This is a genomic window from Mesorhizobium sp. L48C026A00 (genome assembly GCF_000502375.1).
In the GTDB taxonomy this organism is placed as follows: domain Bacteria; phylum Pseudomonadota; class Alphaproteobacteria; order Rhizobiales; family Rhizobiaceae; genus Mesorhizobium; species Mesorhizobium muleiense.
Window position 1 is genome coordinate 101,173 of record NZ_AYWU01000011.1, and the last position, 14,452, is coordinate 115,624.

Below are 14,452 nucleotides of genomic sequence, written 5' to 3' on the forward strand. Positions count from 1 at the left end.
CTGCTTGATAAAATGAAAGCCATCTCGCCAGCCATATCCCTGATATGCAGCATCGTGTTTGTCGGAGGTTGCGCATCGCCCTTCCATGCATCCTTTGATGCCGCGAAATACGACAGGATGAGTTGCGTCGAACTCAACGTGGCCATGGGCGAAGTCGCCAAGGAGCTGTCGGCGACAGCGATCACCCGGGGCAAAGTCGCGAAAACCAACATTCCGAACTGGCTATGGGGAGTCCGGCGTGTCGCCACTACCGTCACAGTCCGCCAGAACGCGAAAATCGAGCAATTGCAGCAGCAGGAGGCTGCGATCGCAGCTGTGAGACGAAGCAGGTGCTGATTGCGGCATCGGTGTGAGAGCCTGCTGCCGAAGGCTGAAAATGATCGATTTCGCAGTATTACAGCCGAGGCTCGACGGCTCCGTGGATTCTGTCATCCTCACCGTCACGGCTTCAGTCTCGGCGACACGGCCAAGCCGAGGAAAACGATAACGGCCTGATTGAGGCGCAGGATGTCCGCGTCGTCTAACCGCCCGATATTTGCGCCGATCTTGGACTTTGGGACCGTGGTGATCTTGTCCACCATCAGTCGGCAGACGGTGAGCAGCCCGTTGCGCTCGTTCGGTTCGACGGACAGACGGAACAATGGCGCGTCCGTCTCGTCGGACGACGGCCGCGTCCCATTGGGCATGCTTGAACTCAGTGATTTCGAAGACGATCTCCTGGCAGCCGAGCAAAGCCCGAACGATATCGAGGACCGATTCAGGCGTGCCGGTCTCGACTATATCGACGATGTGCTTGAAGCGTTGGAATGGAGCCGCCATGCAGGGTTTCCTGACGAGGAAGATCGGCAATCGCCCTTGCCTGAAAAGACCTGGCTCGACGAGTTGCCGAGCCTGACAGCGCTGGTCACAAATCCTTTGCGCCATGTCGGACGAAATGACCCATGTCCCTGTGGCAGCGGCAAGAAAGCGAAGAAATGCTGTCTCGCAAATTGACCTGATGCAGCACCGCGGACTTGATCCTTGGCTGTCTCAGGCCGATCCACGGGATTGGTGCGCAGCGATTGCGCCGAGGAAGATCTCGCCGAATTCCCTGAGTTTTGCGGCGCCGACGCCATTGACTGCGGCGAAGGCGTCGAGGTCGCGCGGGCAGCGTTCGGCCATGTCGATCAGCGTGCGATCGGAGAAGATGACGAAGGCCGGCACCTGGCACTCCCGGGCGAGACGCAGTCGAACCGCCTTGAGCGTGGCCAAGAGCGCGGTATCCAGGTCTTCCGTGCCCGCGGCAGCATTCGGGGTGGGACGAGTCTTGTCTCGTGCCGCGCGGTTCCGCACCTCTACGCGATACCGGAACGGGACCTCGCCACGGGCCAGCTCACGGCCCTTTTCGGCGATGGCAAGGCCGCCATGGCCGCCTGAGTCAAAAGTCACAAACCCTCCCGCGACGAGCTGGCGGATGAGCGACTGCCAGACATCCTTCTTGCGCGCCACACCGGTCCCGAAGCTGGCAAGCCTTTGGTGGTTCCTGGCCAGGACCTTCTCGGTTTCATGGCCGAGCAGAACATCGACGATATGGGCGGCGCCAAAACGCTCGCCGGTCTGCGCGATGGCCGCGAAGACGATCCGTGCCTCCGCCTCGCCATCCGAATGCGGCGTCTGGTCGAGGCAGTTGTCGCAATTGCCGCAAGGCATTGCTGGTTCGCCGAAATAGCCAAGCAGGATCTGGCGACGGCACTGGGCCGTTTCGCAATAGCCGATCAGCGTATCGAGCCGGCCATGCGCGCGCCTTTTATGCTCCGCCGGCGCGTCCTCGTCGTCGATGAAAAGCCGCCGCATGCGAATGTCGCCGAGACCGAAGAGCATATGTGCCTCGGCAGCCCGCCCGTCGCGGCCGGCGCGGCCGATTTCCTGATAATAGGCTTCGAGGCTGCCCGGCAGGTCGGTGTGGAAGACATAGGCGACGTCAGGCTTGTCGATCCCCATGCCGAAGGCGATGGTCGCCACCATCACCACGCCCGACAGGGTCATGAAAGCGTTTTGATTTGCTTCACGCGCCTCCTTGCTCATGCCGGCATGATAGGCCAGGGCGCGCACGCCGTTCTTCTCGAGGAACGCCGCCATCTCTTCCGTCTTCTTGCGCGACAGGCAATAGACGATCCCGCTGCGGCCGGCATGACGCTGCACGAAGCCCAGCAATTGGCGCTTGCTGTCCTGCTTGGCCTCGACCCCAAGCTTGATGTTCGGCCGGTCGAAGCCCAGCACCAGGGTTTCGACACGCCCGGCGAACAATTGTCCGGCGATGTCGGTGCGCGTCGCCTCGTCCGCTGTCGCCGTCAGCGCAATGATCGGCACATCAGGGAAAATGTCGCGCAGCCGCGACAACTCTTCATATTCGCGCCGGAAAGACGGCCCCCATTGGGAGATGCAATGCGCCTCGTCGACAGCGATCAGCCGGATGTCGAGCCTGGCTAGCGCCTCGATCATCCGCGCGGTCATCAGCCGCTCCGGTGCAAGATAGAGCAGGCGCGTCTGGCCCGCCGCGACGCGGCGCCATGCGGCGACATTGGCATCGCGGTCGAGCGAGGAATTGATCGTATCGGCGGCCACGCCGGCAAGACGCAATGCGGCGACCTGGTCCTGCATCAGCGCCACCAGCGGCGAAACGACAATGGTGAGACCGCCCAGGACCAGCGCCGGGACCTGGTAGCAGAGTGATTTGCCGGCGCCGGTCGGCATGACGGCCAGCACATGACGCCCGGCCAGCAGCGCCTCCGTCACGGCGTCCTGGCCGGGACGAAAATCGTCGAAGCCGAACACGTCCTTCAGGACGCGCCGCTTGGGATCCTCCGCCGGGACGCTCGCCGCCGCTGCCTGCATCAGGGAATTTCTATGATCGGCGCTGCCCGAAAAGGCATTGGGGGAACGGCCCGAGTCAGCGGCGACGTGACCTGCCAAAGCTCCCTGGCGAATCGTCGGGTGACCGCTTGGACAGCCGATTCGGACATTCGAACGCTCCTCAAGTCCAGTCCCCGTCCTTTCCGTCTGAAAGTTATCCTCCTCATTGGCGGATATGCGAGCGTGATTCCAGCCTCTATTCACTTTGGCTGTGAATATCGCGCAACGGCTCGGGCCGATTAATCCTATCTTCACCATGATTCGGCAGGTTCAGGTCCTGCGGTGATGTTTTGAGTACCGCGGCGCCACAAGCGCCCAGGCACACGCCCGCGTCTCTCCGGAGGCGCGGGCTTTTTGCTTCCGAGATCGGCTGCCGCTTCGTAGTGACCTGCGGGCGTTCTCGTACTGTCAGACGAGGAAATCGGCGCGGTGCGGGGTAAAGCTGTCGATGAGGCGGCCGGCCTCGAGCGCCTTGACGCCGTGGATCAGGTTGGAAGGGACGATGAAGCTGCTTCCCGTTTCCAGGATCTCGGTCGTGCCGTCGATGGTGACCTCGAAGCGGCCCTCGGCGACATAGCTCGCCTGGACATGCGGGTGCGAATGCAGCGCGCCGACACCGCCCTTGTCGAAACCGAACTCGACCATCATCAATTCGTCCGTGTGCAGCAGCACACGCCTGCGGTTGCCATCCGGGGTCGGCGTCCACACGCCCTCGCCGGCATGCGCAAAGATCTTCGTTCCGGTCATCGCCACATCCTCGTTATGGGCATGCGCCTCATCGCGCCAGCCAGCCGCCGTCCACCGGCACCACCGCGCCATGCATGTAGTTTGACGCCGGCGCCAGCAGGAAGACGGCAGCGTCGCCGATGTCTTCCGGTCCGCCCCAGCGCCCGGCTGGAATGCGCGCCAGAATGGCGGTGCTGCGGTCGGGGTCGGCACGCAGCGCCTCGGTGTTGTTGGTTTCGATGTAGCCGGGCGCAATACTGTTGACGTTGATGCCTTTCGACGCCCATTCGCAGGCGAGCAACCGGGTGATGCCGAGCACGCCGTGTTTCGAGGCGGTGTAGGAGGCGACGCGGATGCCGCCCTGGAAGCTCAGCACCGAGGCGATGTTGACGATCTTGCCGCGCCGTTCGGGATCGGCAAGCACGCGCCGGGCAAAGCTCTGGCTGAGAAAAAACACCGTCTTCAGGTTGACGTCCATGACATCGTCCCAATCGGCTTGCCCCAAATCGACAGCGTCGGCGCGCCGGATGATGCCGGCATTGTTGACCAGCCCGTCGAGCGGCCCGGTTTCGTCCCAGACGCGATCGAGCATCGCCTGGGCGGCGGCGTGGTCGACAAGATCGCAGCGCACCGCCTCGAAGCGGCCGCCCGATGTGCCGATCTTTTCCGCGGTCTCATCCATTGCAGAGCGGCCGACGCCGACCACCGCACCACCGGCGCGCGCGATCGACAGGACGATGCCTTGGCCAATGCCGGTGTTGGCGCCGGTGACGAGAATGCGCTTGCCGGCCAGACTGAAAGCCGAGAGGTCGCTCATCGCAGCTCTTCCATCGCTACCGGATCGACATCCGTATAGTCGACATTGTCGCCGGCCATCGCCCAGATGAAGGCGTAGTTGGAGGTGCCGGCGCCCGAATGGATCGACCAGCCCGGCGACAGCACCGCTTCCTCGTTGCGCATGACGAGATGGCGTGTCTCGTCCGGCTCGCCCATGAAATGAAGCACCCGCGCCGTCTCCGGCAGGTCGAAATAGAGATAAGCCTCCATGCGGCGGTCATGCACATGGCACGGCATGGTGTTCCAGACCGAGCCTGGGGCGAGTTGGGTCATGCCGACGACGAGTTGGCAGGTCTTCACACCCTGGGCATGGATGAACTGGAAGATCGAGCGCTCGTTGCAGGTCGCCTGACTGCCGAGGTCGAGCCGCTTGGCATCGCCGATGCGGATCAGCTGGCTGGGATGGCTCTGATGCGCCGGCGCGCTGAGCAGATAGAACTTGGCCGACTCGGCTGGATTGACTGAGGCGAACGACACTTCGTTGGCGCCCATGCCGAGATACAGCATGTCGCGGGGCTGCAGCTCGTAGGACTGGCCGCCGACTTTCACGATGCCGGCGCCGCCGATGTTGACGGCGATCATTTCGCGGCGATCGAGAAAGTTCATTGTTCCGGTCGGCTTGATCGCCTGCAGCGAAAGCGGTGTCCCGGCAGGCATGGCGCCGCCAACGATCATGCGGTCGTAATGCGTATAGGTCAGGCCGATGCGGCCGAGCTGAAACAAGCCTTCGATCAGAAAGTTGTGGCGGAGCTCGTCCGTCCCCATCGCCGCGGCGGTAACAGGGTCGATGGCGAAGCGCGAGGTGAAGTCGGTGTGATTGTCAGTGTGATTCATTGCTGTCCCATTGGGCTGCCTCATTGGTCATTCGGTTGCCGCGGCCTTGACCGAATCGGCATAAAAAATCTGGCGTGCGTGCAGGCGCTCGCGATAGCGCTGCTGGCTGGCGCTGAGATGCGCGCGCATCGCTTCGCGCGCCGACTCGGCATCGCCTGATGTAATGGCGTTCAGGATCACCAGATGCTCGTCTTGCAGGCCGCGCTGATAGGCGTCGGATTGGGCGAGTTCTGTCGACCACGGCGATGTCACGTCGCAAGGAATGGCGCGCCGGCCGAGCACGTCGAGCATCTCGACATAGAACGGATTGTTGGTGGCGCTGGCGATCGCCCGGTGGAAGGCGAGGTCGGCCGGACCAGTCGGCTCGCTGTTCAACAGCAGCCGCTCGAACTCGAAGAACGCCTCCTGGATCGCCGCTTCCTGCGCGGCATTGCGACGGATAGCGGCCAGCCCGGCGGATTCGATCTCGATCGCCAGGCGCACCTCCAGGACGTTGAGCGCGATCGAATCCTTGCTGCCGATGTCCGCAGCCAGCGTGCCGAACATCGTCGAGATGTGCTCGGTGACGAAGACCCCGGCGCCCTGGCGCGGCTCGACCAGACCGTCGGCGGCAAGCTTGGCCAGCGCTTCGCGGATGACGGTGCGGCTGACCCCGAAGGTTTCGGTCAGCCGACCCTCGGTCGGCAGCTTTTGGCCTGGCTGGATCTCGCCCGCCTGCAACTGCTTGCGGATCGCCGCGACCACGGTCTCCGACAGCTTGGGCTTGCGTTCGACCTTCAGGTTGATTGCCATATCCGATGCCATTGCCAGCCCCTATTTGAAGACGCTCGGCAACCATAGCGAGATGGCCGGAATGTAAGTGACGAGCCCCAGCACCACGATGCCGGCCCCATAGAACGGCCAGATCGAGCGCATCGCTTCCCAGACGGATATCTTGCCCACCGCGCACGCCACGAACTGCACTGCGCCCACCGGCGGCGTGTTCAGCCCGATGCCGAAGTTGAGGATCATGATGACACCGAAATGCACCGGATCGACGCCGTAGGCCTGCGCCACGGGCAGGAAGATCGGCGTGCAGATGATGATCGTCGGCCCCATGTCCATGAAGGTGCCGAGGAACAGCATCAAGAGGTTGAGCAGGAGCAGCACGACCAGCGGATCCTCCGAGATCGCGTTCATCGAGGCTATCAGCGCTGCCGGCACTTTGAGGAAGGCCATCAACCACGAGAACGCCGCTGCCATGCCGATGATGAGCAGCACCATGGCCGTGGTGCGCACAGCGCCATGGGTGGCATGAACGAAACCTTCCCAGGTCATCTGCCGGTAGACCAGGACAGTCACGAGCAACGCATAGATGACGGCGATGCAGGAACTCTCTGTGGCCGTGAAAACGCCCGATCGCACGCCGCCGAAGATGATCGCGATCAGCAGCAGGCCTGGCACCGCGACGGCGAAGAGATGCGCGACGGCGGCGAAGCCAGGAAACGGCTCGGTCGGATAGCCTCGCGAGCGCGCCACGAAGTAGGCGGTGATCATCAGCGCCAGGGCCAACAGCAGGCCCGGGATGATGCCGGCGGTGAACAGGTCGGCGATGGAGATCTTTCCGCCTGCCGAGATCGAGTAGATGATCATGTTGTGCGACGGCGGCAGCAGCAGCGCGATCAGCGCCGCCATCGAGGTGACGTTGACGGCGTAATCCGCTCCATAGCCACGCGCCTTCATCTGCGGGATCATCAAGCCGCCGACCGCCGCGGCCTCCGCCACGGCGGAGCCCGAAATGCCGCCGAACAGTGTAGCGGTCGCGATATTGACCTGCCCGAGGCCGCCGCGCATGTGGCCGACCAGCGAGCCGGCGAAGGCAACGATCTTGCTGGCGATGCCGCCGCGCACCATCAGGTCGCCGGCGTAGATGAAAAACGGAATGGCCAGCAGCGAAAAGACGCTCATGCCGGAATTCAGGCGCTGGAACACGATGAGCGGCGGCAGGCCCATATAGAGAACGGTGGCAAAGCTTGCGACGCCGAGGCAGAAAGCGATTGGCGTGCCGATGAGCATCAGGACGGTGAAGACGCCAAAAAGTATCCAGAGTTCCATGGCGTCAGACCTTCACGTTGGCTGTGTCGAGTTCGGCTGCGACTTCCGCCGGCGGCAATTCGTCGAGGGCATCGTCGATCGGCGCACCGGAGAGGCGAAGCACGATGCGCTCCAGCGTGAACAGCACGATGAGCACGCCTCCCGCGACAAGCGGGACGTAGTCCCAGCCCCCCGATATGCCGAGCGACGGCAAGGTGGCGCCCCAGGTCAGCGCGACCAGCTGGCTGCCATACCAGATCATGCCGATGCCGAAGGCGAGCGCGACGAGATCCGAGATCATCCTCAGCCAACGCTTTCCGCCTTTCGGCAGCACGTAGAGCAGGACGTCGAAGCCGAGGTGATAGTTCTCGCGCACCCCGACGGCAGCGCCGAGGAAAATGAACCAGCTCATCAGCATCACCGAGCCCTGCTCGGTCCAGCTCGGCGAGCGGTTCAGAACATAGCGGCCGAACACCTGCCAGGCGACGAAAGCGGTCATCAGCACCAGCCCGATGCCGGCGATCCACAGCGCCGCCGTGCTGACGCGCGACATCACGCGCGCGATGCCGGACAGGGACGGTCTCTGTTCTGAGCTGGAGGTCACTGGTTCTCTCCGCAAGAGGGGCGGCGCGGAATGCCCGCGCCGCCGCTGATCACTGCACGGCCCTAATGGCTTCGACCATCGCCTTCAGCTTGTCGTCCTTGACGTGCTTTTCGTAGACCGGTCCCATCGCGTCGATGAAGGGCTGCTTGTCCGGCGTCGTGATCTGCGAACCGGCCGCCTCGACCTTGGCACGCGATTCCTTGACCTTGGCGGCCCACAGCTCACGCTGCTTGGCGACGCTTTCCTTGGCGGCCGCTTTGACGATCGCCTGGTGTTCCGGCGTCAGCTTGTCCCAGCTCGACTTCGCCATGACAAAGGCTTCCGGCACCATCGTGTGCTCGTCGAGCGAATAGTGCTTGGCGACTTCCGCATGCTTGGCGGTGTCGTAGCTCGGAAAATTGTTCTCCGCGCCGTCGATGACCCCGGTTTCGATCGCCGAATACACCTCGCCATACGGCATCGGCGTCGCGTTGGCGCCGAGTGCGGCCACCATGTCGACGAAGATGTCGGACTGGATGACGCGGAATTTCAAGCCGGCCATATCGGCGACAGTGTTGATCGGCTTCTTCGAATTGTAGAAGGAGCGCGCGCCGCCGTCATAAAAGGCGAGCAGCACCAGCCCGACCTGTTCGAACGCCGCCGCGATCTGGTCGCCGACTGGTCCGTCCATGACCTTGTGCATATGGTCTTCCGAGCGGAAGATGTAGGGCAGCGAGGGCACGGTGGTTTCGGGGATGAGTCCGTTGAACGGCGCCATCGAGACGCGGTTGAGGTCGATCACGCCGGAGCGCACCTGCTCGATCGTGTCCTTTTCCTCGCCGAGTTGCGCGGAATGATAGACATCGACCGAATAGCGGCCGGCCGTACGCTCCTTCACCAGCTCGCCAAAATATTTGACAGCCTCGACCGTCGGATAGCCGTCCGGGTGCGTGTCGGACGAGCGCAGGACCGTCTGGGCGCTTGCCGTTCCGGCCATCAGTGCGGCGGCCAGTAGCGTAGCTCCCGCCAGTCTAGAAAAATGCAGCATTGGTTCCTCCCGTTTGAACGATGGCGGCAAGCGCCGTTAGAGCCGGTACGCCTTTTTCGCGAGCGTATAGGCAAGTTCCTGCGCCAGCTCGTGCGCCTCGTCCTCGCGGAGCCGGTGCTCGGCGACGAGACGCGCAAGAAAGGCGCAATCGACCCGACGCGCCACATCGTGGCGAGCCGGGATGGATGGAAAGGCGCGGGTGTCGTCGTTGAAGCCGACGGTGTTGTAGAAGCCGGCTGTCTCGGTGGTCATCTCGCGGAACCGGCGCATGCCCTCCGGGCTGTCGTGGAACCACCAGGCCGGCCCGAGCTTCAGCGCCGGATAGACGCCGGCGAGCGGCGCCAGTTCGCGCGCATAGCTGGTCTCATCGAGCGTGAAGAGGATGACGGTGACGTCGCGCTCCAGCCCGACGCAATCGAGCAGCGGCTTCAGCGCCGTCACATAGTCGGTTCTGGTCGGGATATCGAAACCCTTGTCCCTGCCGAACTTGTGGAAGACGGCAGGCGAATGATTGCGCCAGGAGCCGGGATGGATCTGCAGGACGAGCCCATCGTCGCGGCTCATCTTGGCCATCTCGGTCACCATCTGGGCGCGAAACAGTTTTCGCTCACGCTCGTCGTCCGAGCCCCGGCGGATGCGGTTGAACAGCTCCTGCGCGGCGGCATCCGACAGATTGGCGGTCTCCGCTGTCGGATGGCCGTGATCCGACGCGGTCGCGCCAAAACTTTTGAAGAAGGCCCTTCTCTGGCGATGCGCATCGAGATAGCCGACCCAGCTGCCGGTGTCGCAGCCGGTGATGTCGCCGAGCCGATCGAGATTGGCAGAAAACCCTTCGAAATCGGGATCGACGACGGCGTCCGGCCGGTAGGCGGTGACGACGCGGCCCTCCCAGCCGCTGTCGCGGATCATCTGGTGCCATCTGAGATCGTCGAGCGCGCCTTCGGTCGTCGCGATGACCTCGATGTTGAAGCGCTCGAACAGGGCTCGCGGGCGAAAATTCTCCCACTGCAGCAAGGACGAGATCGAGTCGTAATGGCCGTCGGCGGTTGCGGCCGTCAGCGGCTCTTCGATGCCGAACAGATGGGCAAGCACATGGTCGAACCACAGCCGCGTCGGCGTGCCGCGGAACAGATAATAGTGCTCGGCGAAGCGCCGCCAGATCGTTCTGCCATCGGTCTCCACCGGTGAGCCGTCGAGCGTTGGCACGCCGAGATCCTCGAGCCGGACGCCCTGGCTGAACAACATGCGGAAGATGTAATGGTCCGGCACAACAAGCAATTGCGCTGGATCGGAAAACGCCTCGTTGAGCGCATACCAGCGCGGATCGGTGTGACCGTGCGGGCTGACGATCGGCAGATCCTTGACAGCTGCGTAAAGATGGCGGGCGAACGACAGCGGACGGGCCTCCGACGGAAACAGCAGATCCGGATCGGTCAATGCGGCCACCTCGTTCCTCCCAACCCGGCCATCGGTAGGGTCGGAAAGAAATAATGTCAACATACAAAAAATAGATTGTTGTATGATGACTTTAACGCAACGCCAGCCCATTGTGCGGGAACGAAACGGATGTTACGCCGCATGCCTGCCACGCCCGGCACGAGCTCGATCAGACCCATCGCACGATGACAGACAGACGCCTTTCCAACAGCACGCGGCAGGCATTGCCGGCCTCGGTCGCGGTCCCCGGATACGACCGCAGCCGTGTCGTACCCGGCATCGTCCATCTCGGCGTCGGCGCATTCCACCGCGCCCATCAGGCAGCCTATGTCGACGACTGCCTGGAGGCAGGAGAGACGGATTGGGGCGTTGTCGGCGTCTCGCTGCGAAGCGCCGACACACGCGACGCGCTGGCGCCGCAGGACGGACTTTACACGCTGGCGGTCAGGAGCAGCGACAGCGAAAGCCTGCGCGTCGTCGGCTCGATCCTGTCGATGCTGGTGGCGCCGGAAGATCCCGGTGCGGTGCTGGCCGCGCTGACTGATCCGCGCACCGCCATCGTCACACTGACGATCACCGAAAAAGCCTATCTCAGGGCGGCGGGTGGCGGACTGGACACAGCCCATCCCGACATCGTCCACGATTTGGCCAACCCGCAAATGCCGCGGACGGCGCATGGTTTTCTGGCCGAATCGCTTGCGCGCCGCCGCGTCGCCGGTATCCAGCCATTCACCGTGCTGTGCTGCGACAATCTCCCTGCCAATGGCGCCACGCTGCGCCGGCTGCTGGTCGAATTCGGCGCTTTGCGCGGTACCGATCTCGCCCGCCACATCGCTGACGAGGTGGCATTTCCGTCGAGCATGGTCGATCGCATCGTGCCGGCGACCACCGATGCCGACCGGGCACGGATATCGGGCCAGCTCGGCGTCGTCGACGCCTGGCCTGTCATGACCGAGCCGTTCTGCCAATGGGTGGTCGAAGACGATTTCCCGGCGGGCAGGCCGGCCTGGGAAAGGTTCGGCGTCACCATGGTCGGTGACGTCGGGCCGTTCGAGGACATGAAACTGCGCCTGCTCAACGGCTCGCATTCGGCGATCGCCTATCTTGGCCTGCTCAGCGGCTATGAGACGGTCGACCGCGCCTTCGCCGATCCGGCGATCCGGCAATTCGTCGACGGATTGTGGGCCGAGGCGATCACGACACTGCCGAAAGACGCCGGGCTCGACACGACCGACTACACGGCCCAGCTCGCCAAGCGTTATTCGAACACCGCGCTCGCCCATCGGACGGCGCAGATCGCCAATGATGGCAGCCAGAAACTGCCTCAGCGCATCATTGCCTCGGCAATGGAGCGGATGAGTAACGGTGCCCCGCCCGCCTATCTGATGCTGGTGGTGGCCGCCTGGATCGCGGCTTGCGAGGCGCGCGGCAAAGCCTTGCCGGAAAACCACTTCACCGACCCGCTCGACTTGGCTTTGGCCGCACTCGACACTCGGCATCTGTCGGCTGGCGAAGCGGTGGTGGCGGTGTTCGACCTGGCCGGCTTCGCCAAGGGCGGTGCCGAGCGCCTGACGCTGATCGACCTCGCGGCCGCCCATCTCGAACGCCTGCGCCAGGGCGGCGTGGCTGCTGCTTTCACAGCGCTGGGCATTGAGGGCGAAAAGCTCTGAGGCCGGCCTGCAACGCGCCATGCGCGCGGTAGATCGCGAACGGGCTGAGGCACTTACCTTCTCCCCTTGTGGGAGAAGGTGGCCTCGCGAAGCGAGGTCGGATGAGGGGTGCTCCAGCTTGGCGCCGACAGCACTCCGTCCAACAGCCCTCTTCCGTCTTGGCGCTGCGCGCCAATCCACCTTCTCCCACAAGGGGAGAAGGCAAGAGGGCGCCCCGCCCTATGCCGGCAAAATCGCGCCTTCGAGTGTGGTGAGCTGGCTAAGGAACTGCTCGGCCTTGCTGCGCGTCTCGTCGTCCTTGGCGTCGGCGACGTCTTCCCTGGCTTCCTGGATACGGCGGGTGAGGTCGGCGCGGTCGATGTCGCCGACGGCTACAGCCGATTCGGCCAGCAGCGTGCAGCCGGCCGGAACAATGTCGGCAAAGCCGCCGAACACGACGTAGCGCTCTGCCTTGCCTTCTGCGGTCTTCACCGTGACGACGCCGGCCTTGATCGTGGTCATGACCGGCGCGTGATGGGCCATGACGGTCATTTCGCCTTCGGCGCCGGGAATGACGACGGATTCGACCTGCTCGGAAACCAGCAGGCGCTCCGGCGAGACCAGTTCGAATTTGAAAGCTTCAGGCATGATCAACTCAGCGAATGGTGAATGGTGAATGGTGAATGGTCCGAAAGACCTTCACTCAGCCTCGATTTCCTGTCCGCTGCTCCCCATTCACAATTCACTATTCACCAATCACGCCGCTTCGGCCGCCAGGCGCTGTGCCTTCTCGACCGCTTCTTCGATGCCGCCGACCATGTAGAAGGCGGCTTCCGGCAGGTGGTCGTAGTCGCCGTTGCAGAGGCCCTTGAAGCCCTTGATGGTGTCGGCGAGATCGACCAGCTTGCCCGGCGCGCCGGTGAACACTTCGGCGACGAAGAAGGGCTGCGACAGGAAGCGCTCGATCTTGCGGGCGCGGGCCACCGTCTGCTTGTCCTCTTCCGACAGCTCGTCCATGCCCAGGATGGCGATGATGTCCTGCAGCGACTTGTAGCGCTGCAGGATCGACTGCACCTGGCGGGCGACCTGGTAGTGCTCTTCGCCGACGACCATCGGGTCGAGCATGCGCGAGGTCGAATCGAGCGGATCGACGGCCGGATAGATGCCCTTTTCCGAGATCGCGCGGTTGAGCACGGTCGTCGCGTCAAGGTGGGCGAACGAGGTCGCCGGCGCCGGGTCGGTTAGATCGTCGGCCGGCACGTAGATAGCCTGCACCGAGGTGATCGAGCCCTTGGTCGTCGTCGTGATGCGCTCCTGCAGCGCGCCCATGTCGGTGGCCAGCGTCGGCTGATAGCCCACGGCCGAGGGGATACGGCCGAGCAGCGCCGACACTTCGGAGCCCGCCTGCGTGAAGCGGAAGATGTTGTCGACGAAGAACAGCACGTCCTGGCCCTGGTCGCGGAAATATTCGGCAACAGTCAGGCCGGTCAGCCCGACGCGGGCGCGCGCGCCCGGCGGCTCGTTCATCTGGCCATAGACGAGCGCCGCCTTGGATCCTTCGCCGCCGCCCTTCTTGTTGACGCCGGACTCGATGAACTCATGATAGAGATCGTTGCCTTCGCGGGTGCGCTCACCGACGCCGGCGAACACCGAGAAGCCGCCATGCGCCTTGGCGACGTTGTTGATCAATTCCTGGATCAGCACCGTCTTGCCGACGCCGGCGCCGCCGAACAGGCCGATCTTGCCGCCGCGGGCATAGGGTGCCAGCAGGTCGAGAACCTTGATGCCGGTGACCAGGATTTGTGCTTCCGTCGACTGCTCGACATAGGTCGGCGCCGGCTGGTGGATGGAGCGCATCTCGATGCCGTCGACCGGGCCTGCCTCGTCGACCGGCTCGCCGATGACGTTGATGATGCGGCCGAGCATGCCCGGACCGACCGGCACGGTGATCGGCGCGCCGGTGTCATAGACGTCCTGGCCGCGAACCAGACCTTCGGTCGAGTCCATGGCGATGCAGCGCACCGTGTTCTCGCCGAGATGCTGAGCCACCTCGAGCACGAGACGATTGCCGACATTGGACGTTTCCAGGGCGTTCAGGATCGCCGGCAGATGTTCGCCGAACTGCACGTCGACAACGGCGCCGATGACCTGGCGAACCTTGCCGGCCAAGCCGGTCTTGTTGATGGCAACGGTCGGCGCCTTCGCCGCGGCAGCCTTGGCGGGCGCTGCCGCCTTCTTGGCCGGAGCCGCCTTCGCTGCCACTGCCGGAGCCTGTGCCGGTGCTGCCGCCGTCGCGGCGGTCTTCGGGGCCGCCTTCTGGGGGGTCGCTGCTTTCGCCATCGTCTTTACCCTTTCGTCTCTTTGTTTCTCACG

Annotated in this window: 15 protein-coding genes; 3 read left to right on the forward strand and 12 right to left on the reverse strand. The window is 63.8% G+C overall.

Translation table 11 applies throughout. The features are described from left to right. Nucleotides 1-12 precede the first annotated feature (12 nt). A complete protein-coding gene (locus tag X738_RS61755) occupies nucleotides 13-336 on the forward strand; it encodes a hypothetical protein (protein WP_023800070.1) in 324 nt (107 codons plus the stop codon). A 104-nt stretch (nucleotides 337-440) separates the two neighbouring features. Here X738_RS61755 and X738_RS61760 read toward each other — a convergent pair whose 3' ends face one another. Then, nucleotides 441-686, reverse strand: a complete 246-nt coding sequence (locus tag X738_RS61760) for a type II toxin-antitoxin system PemK/MazF family toxin (protein ID WP_023800071.1) — start codon at nucleotides 684-686, stop codon at nucleotides 441-443. Between X738_RS61760 and X738_RS89090 the strand changes: the two genes are divergently transcribed. Then, the gene (locus tag X738_RS89090; RefSeq protein ID WP_023800072.1) at nucleotides 685-993 is read left to right on the forward strand and encodes a YecA family protein; all 309 of its coding nucleotides are present in this window, start codon (nucleotides 685-687) and stop codon (nucleotides 991-993) included. The genes X738_RS61760 and X738_RS89090 overlap by 2 nt on opposite strands. Nucleotides 994-1,029: 36 nt before the next feature. Here the strand turns inward: X738_RS89090 and recQ are convergent, their stop codons facing one another. The 9 genes from recQ to uxaC form a co-directional block, all read right to left on the reverse strand. Beyond that, nucleotides 1,030-2,874, reverse strand: coding sequence for a DNA helicase RecQ (recQ, locus tag X738_RS61770; protein WP_023800073.1), 1,845 nt, complete (start codon nucleotides 2,872-2,874; stop codon nucleotides 1,030-1,032). Between the two features lie 426 nt (nucleotides 2,875-3,300). Continuing rightward, nucleotides 3,301-3,639 carry a cupin domain-containing protein gene (locus X738_RS61775; RefSeq protein ID WP_023800074.1) on the reverse strand — a complete coding sequence of 113 codons (339 nt, stop codon included), beginning with the start codon at nucleotides 3,637-3,639 and terminating at the stop codon, nucleotides 3,301-3,303. A gap of 28 nt (nucleotides 3,640-3,667) precedes the next feature. Continuing rightward, a complete protein-coding gene (gene kduD / locus X738_RS61780) occupies nucleotides 3,668-4,435 on the reverse strand; it encodes a 2-dehydro-3-deoxy-D-gluconate 5-dehydrogenase KduD (protein WP_023800075.1) in 768 nt (255 codons plus the stop codon). Then, a complete protein-coding gene (gene kduI / locus X738_RS61785; RefSeq protein WP_023800076.1) occupies nucleotides 4,432-5,289 on the reverse strand; it encodes a 5-dehydro-4-deoxy-D-glucuronate isomerase in 858 nt (285 codons plus the stop codon). Before kduI ends, kduD begins: the two co-directional genes overlap by 4 nt. 27 nt (nucleotides 5,290-5,316) lie before the next feature. Beyond that, on the reverse strand, nucleotides 5,317-6,093 hold the full coding sequence (locus tag X738_RS61790) for a FadR/GntR family transcriptional regulator (RefSeq protein WP_023800077.1): 777 nt from the start codon (nucleotides 6,091-6,093) through the stop codon (nucleotides 5,317-5,319). A 9-nt stretch (nucleotides 6,094-6,102) separates the two neighbouring features. Continuing rightward, nucleotides 6,103-7,383 (reverse strand): TRAP transporter large permease, encoded by a 1,281-nt coding sequence (locus X738_RS61795; protein WP_023800078.1) that lies wholly within the window; start codon nucleotides 7,381-7,383, stop codon nucleotides 6,103-6,105. 4 nt (nucleotides 7,384-7,387) lie between these two features. Next, entirely contained in the window at nucleotides 7,388-7,915 is a 528-nt protein-coding gene (locus tag X738_RS61800; RefSeq protein ID WP_031255309.1) for a TRAP transporter small permease, read from the reverse strand. Nucleotides 7,916-8,015: 100 nt separating this feature from the next. Further along, nucleotides 8,016-8,993 carry a TRAP transporter substrate-binding protein gene (locus tag X738_RS61805; RefSeq protein WP_023800080.1) on the reverse strand — a complete coding sequence of 326 codons (978 nt, stop codon included), beginning with the start codon at nucleotides 8,991-8,993 and terminating at the stop codon, nucleotides 8,016-8,018. 36 nt (nucleotides 8,994-9,029) lie between these two features. After that, nucleotides 9,030-10,439, reverse strand: coding sequence for a glucuronate isomerase (gene uxaC, locus X738_RS61810; RefSeq protein ID WP_023800081.1), 1,410 nt, complete (start codon nucleotides 10,437-10,439; stop codon nucleotides 9,030-9,032). Between the two features lie 176 nt (nucleotides 10,440-10,615). On the opposite strand from uxaC, the gene X738_RS61815 reads away from it, so the two are divergent. After that, nucleotides 10,616-12,100 carry a mannitol dehydrogenase family protein gene (locus X738_RS61815; protein WP_023800082.1) on the forward strand — a complete coding sequence of 495 codons (1,485 nt, stop codon included), beginning with the start codon at nucleotides 10,616-10,618 and terminating at the stop codon, nucleotides 12,098-12,100. 219 nt (nucleotides 12,101-12,319) lie between these two features. Here the strand turns inward: X738_RS61815 and X738_RS61820 are convergent, their stop codons facing one another. Together X738_RS61820 and atpD are read right to left on the reverse strand one after the other, a co-directional pair. After that, nucleotides 12,320-12,727, reverse strand: coding sequence for a F0F1 ATP synthase subunit epsilon (locus X738_RS61820; protein ID WP_023800083.1), 408 nt, complete (start codon nucleotides 12,725-12,727; stop codon nucleotides 12,320-12,322). 108 nt (nucleotides 12,728-12,835) lie between these two features. Continuing rightward, nucleotides 12,836-14,419, reverse strand: coding sequence for a F0F1 ATP synthase subunit beta (atpD, locus tag X738_RS61825; RefSeq protein ID WP_023800084.1), 1,584 nt, complete (start codon nucleotides 14,417-14,419; stop codon nucleotides 12,836-12,838). Nucleotides 14,420-14,452 lie beyond the last annotated feature (33 nt).

Excerpts from the sequence above, each read along its gene's own strand:
- X738_RS61755 (WP_023800070.1), top strand. The coding sequence starts at position 13 with ATGAAAGCCATCTCGCCAGCCATATCCCTGATATGCAGCATCGTGTTT.
- X738_RS89090 (WP_023800072.1), top strand. The coding sequence starts at position 685 with ATGCTTGAACTCAGTGATTTCGAAGACGATCTCCTGGCAGCCGAGCAA.
- X738_RS61760 (WP_023800071.1), bottom strand. The coding sequence starts at position 686 with ATGCCCAATGGGACGCGGCCGTCGTCCGACGAGACGGACGCGCCATTG.
- recQ (WP_023800073.1), bottom strand. The coding sequence starts at position 2,874 with ATGCAGGCAGCGGCGGCGAGCGTCCCGGCGGAGGATCCCAAGCGGCGC.
- X738_RS61775 (WP_023800074.1), bottom strand. The coding sequence starts at position 3,639 with ATGACCGGAACGAAGATCTTTGCGCATGCCGGCGAGGGCGTGTGGACG.
- kduD (WP_023800075.1), bottom strand. The coding sequence starts at position 4,435 with ATGAGCGACCTCTCGGCTTTCAGTCTGGCCGGCAAGCGCATTCTCGTC.
- kduI (WP_023800076.1), bottom strand. The coding sequence starts at position 5,289 with ATGAATCACACTGACAATCACACCGACTTCACCTCGCGCTTCGCCATC.
- X738_RS61790 (WP_023800077.1), bottom strand. The coding sequence starts at position 6,093 with ATGGCATCGGATATGGCAATCAACCTGAAGGTCGAACGCAAGCCCAAG.
- X738_RS61795 (WP_023800078.1), bottom strand. The coding sequence starts at position 7,383 with ATGGAACTCTGGATACTTTTTGGCGTCTTCACCGTCCTGATGCTCATC.
- X738_RS61800 (WP_031255309.1), bottom strand. The coding sequence starts at position 7,915 with ATGTCGCGCGTCAGCACGGCGGCGCTGTGGATCGCCGGCATCGGGCTG.
- X738_RS61805 (WP_023800080.1), bottom strand. The coding sequence starts at position 8,993 with ATGCTGCATTTTTCTAGACTGGCGGGAGCTACGCTACTGGCCGCCGCA.
- X738_RS61815 (WP_023800082.1), top strand. The coding sequence starts at position 10,616 with ATGACAGACAGACGCCTTTCCAACAGCACGCGGCAGGCATTGCCGGCC.
- X738_RS61820 (WP_023800083.1), bottom strand. The coding sequence starts at position 12,727 with ATGCCTGAAGCTTTCAAATTCGAACTGGTCTCGCCGGAGCGCCTGCTG.
- atpD (WP_023800084.1), bottom strand. The coding sequence starts at position 14,419 with ATGGCGAAAGCAGCGACCCCCCAGAAGGCGGCCCCGAAGACCGCCGCG.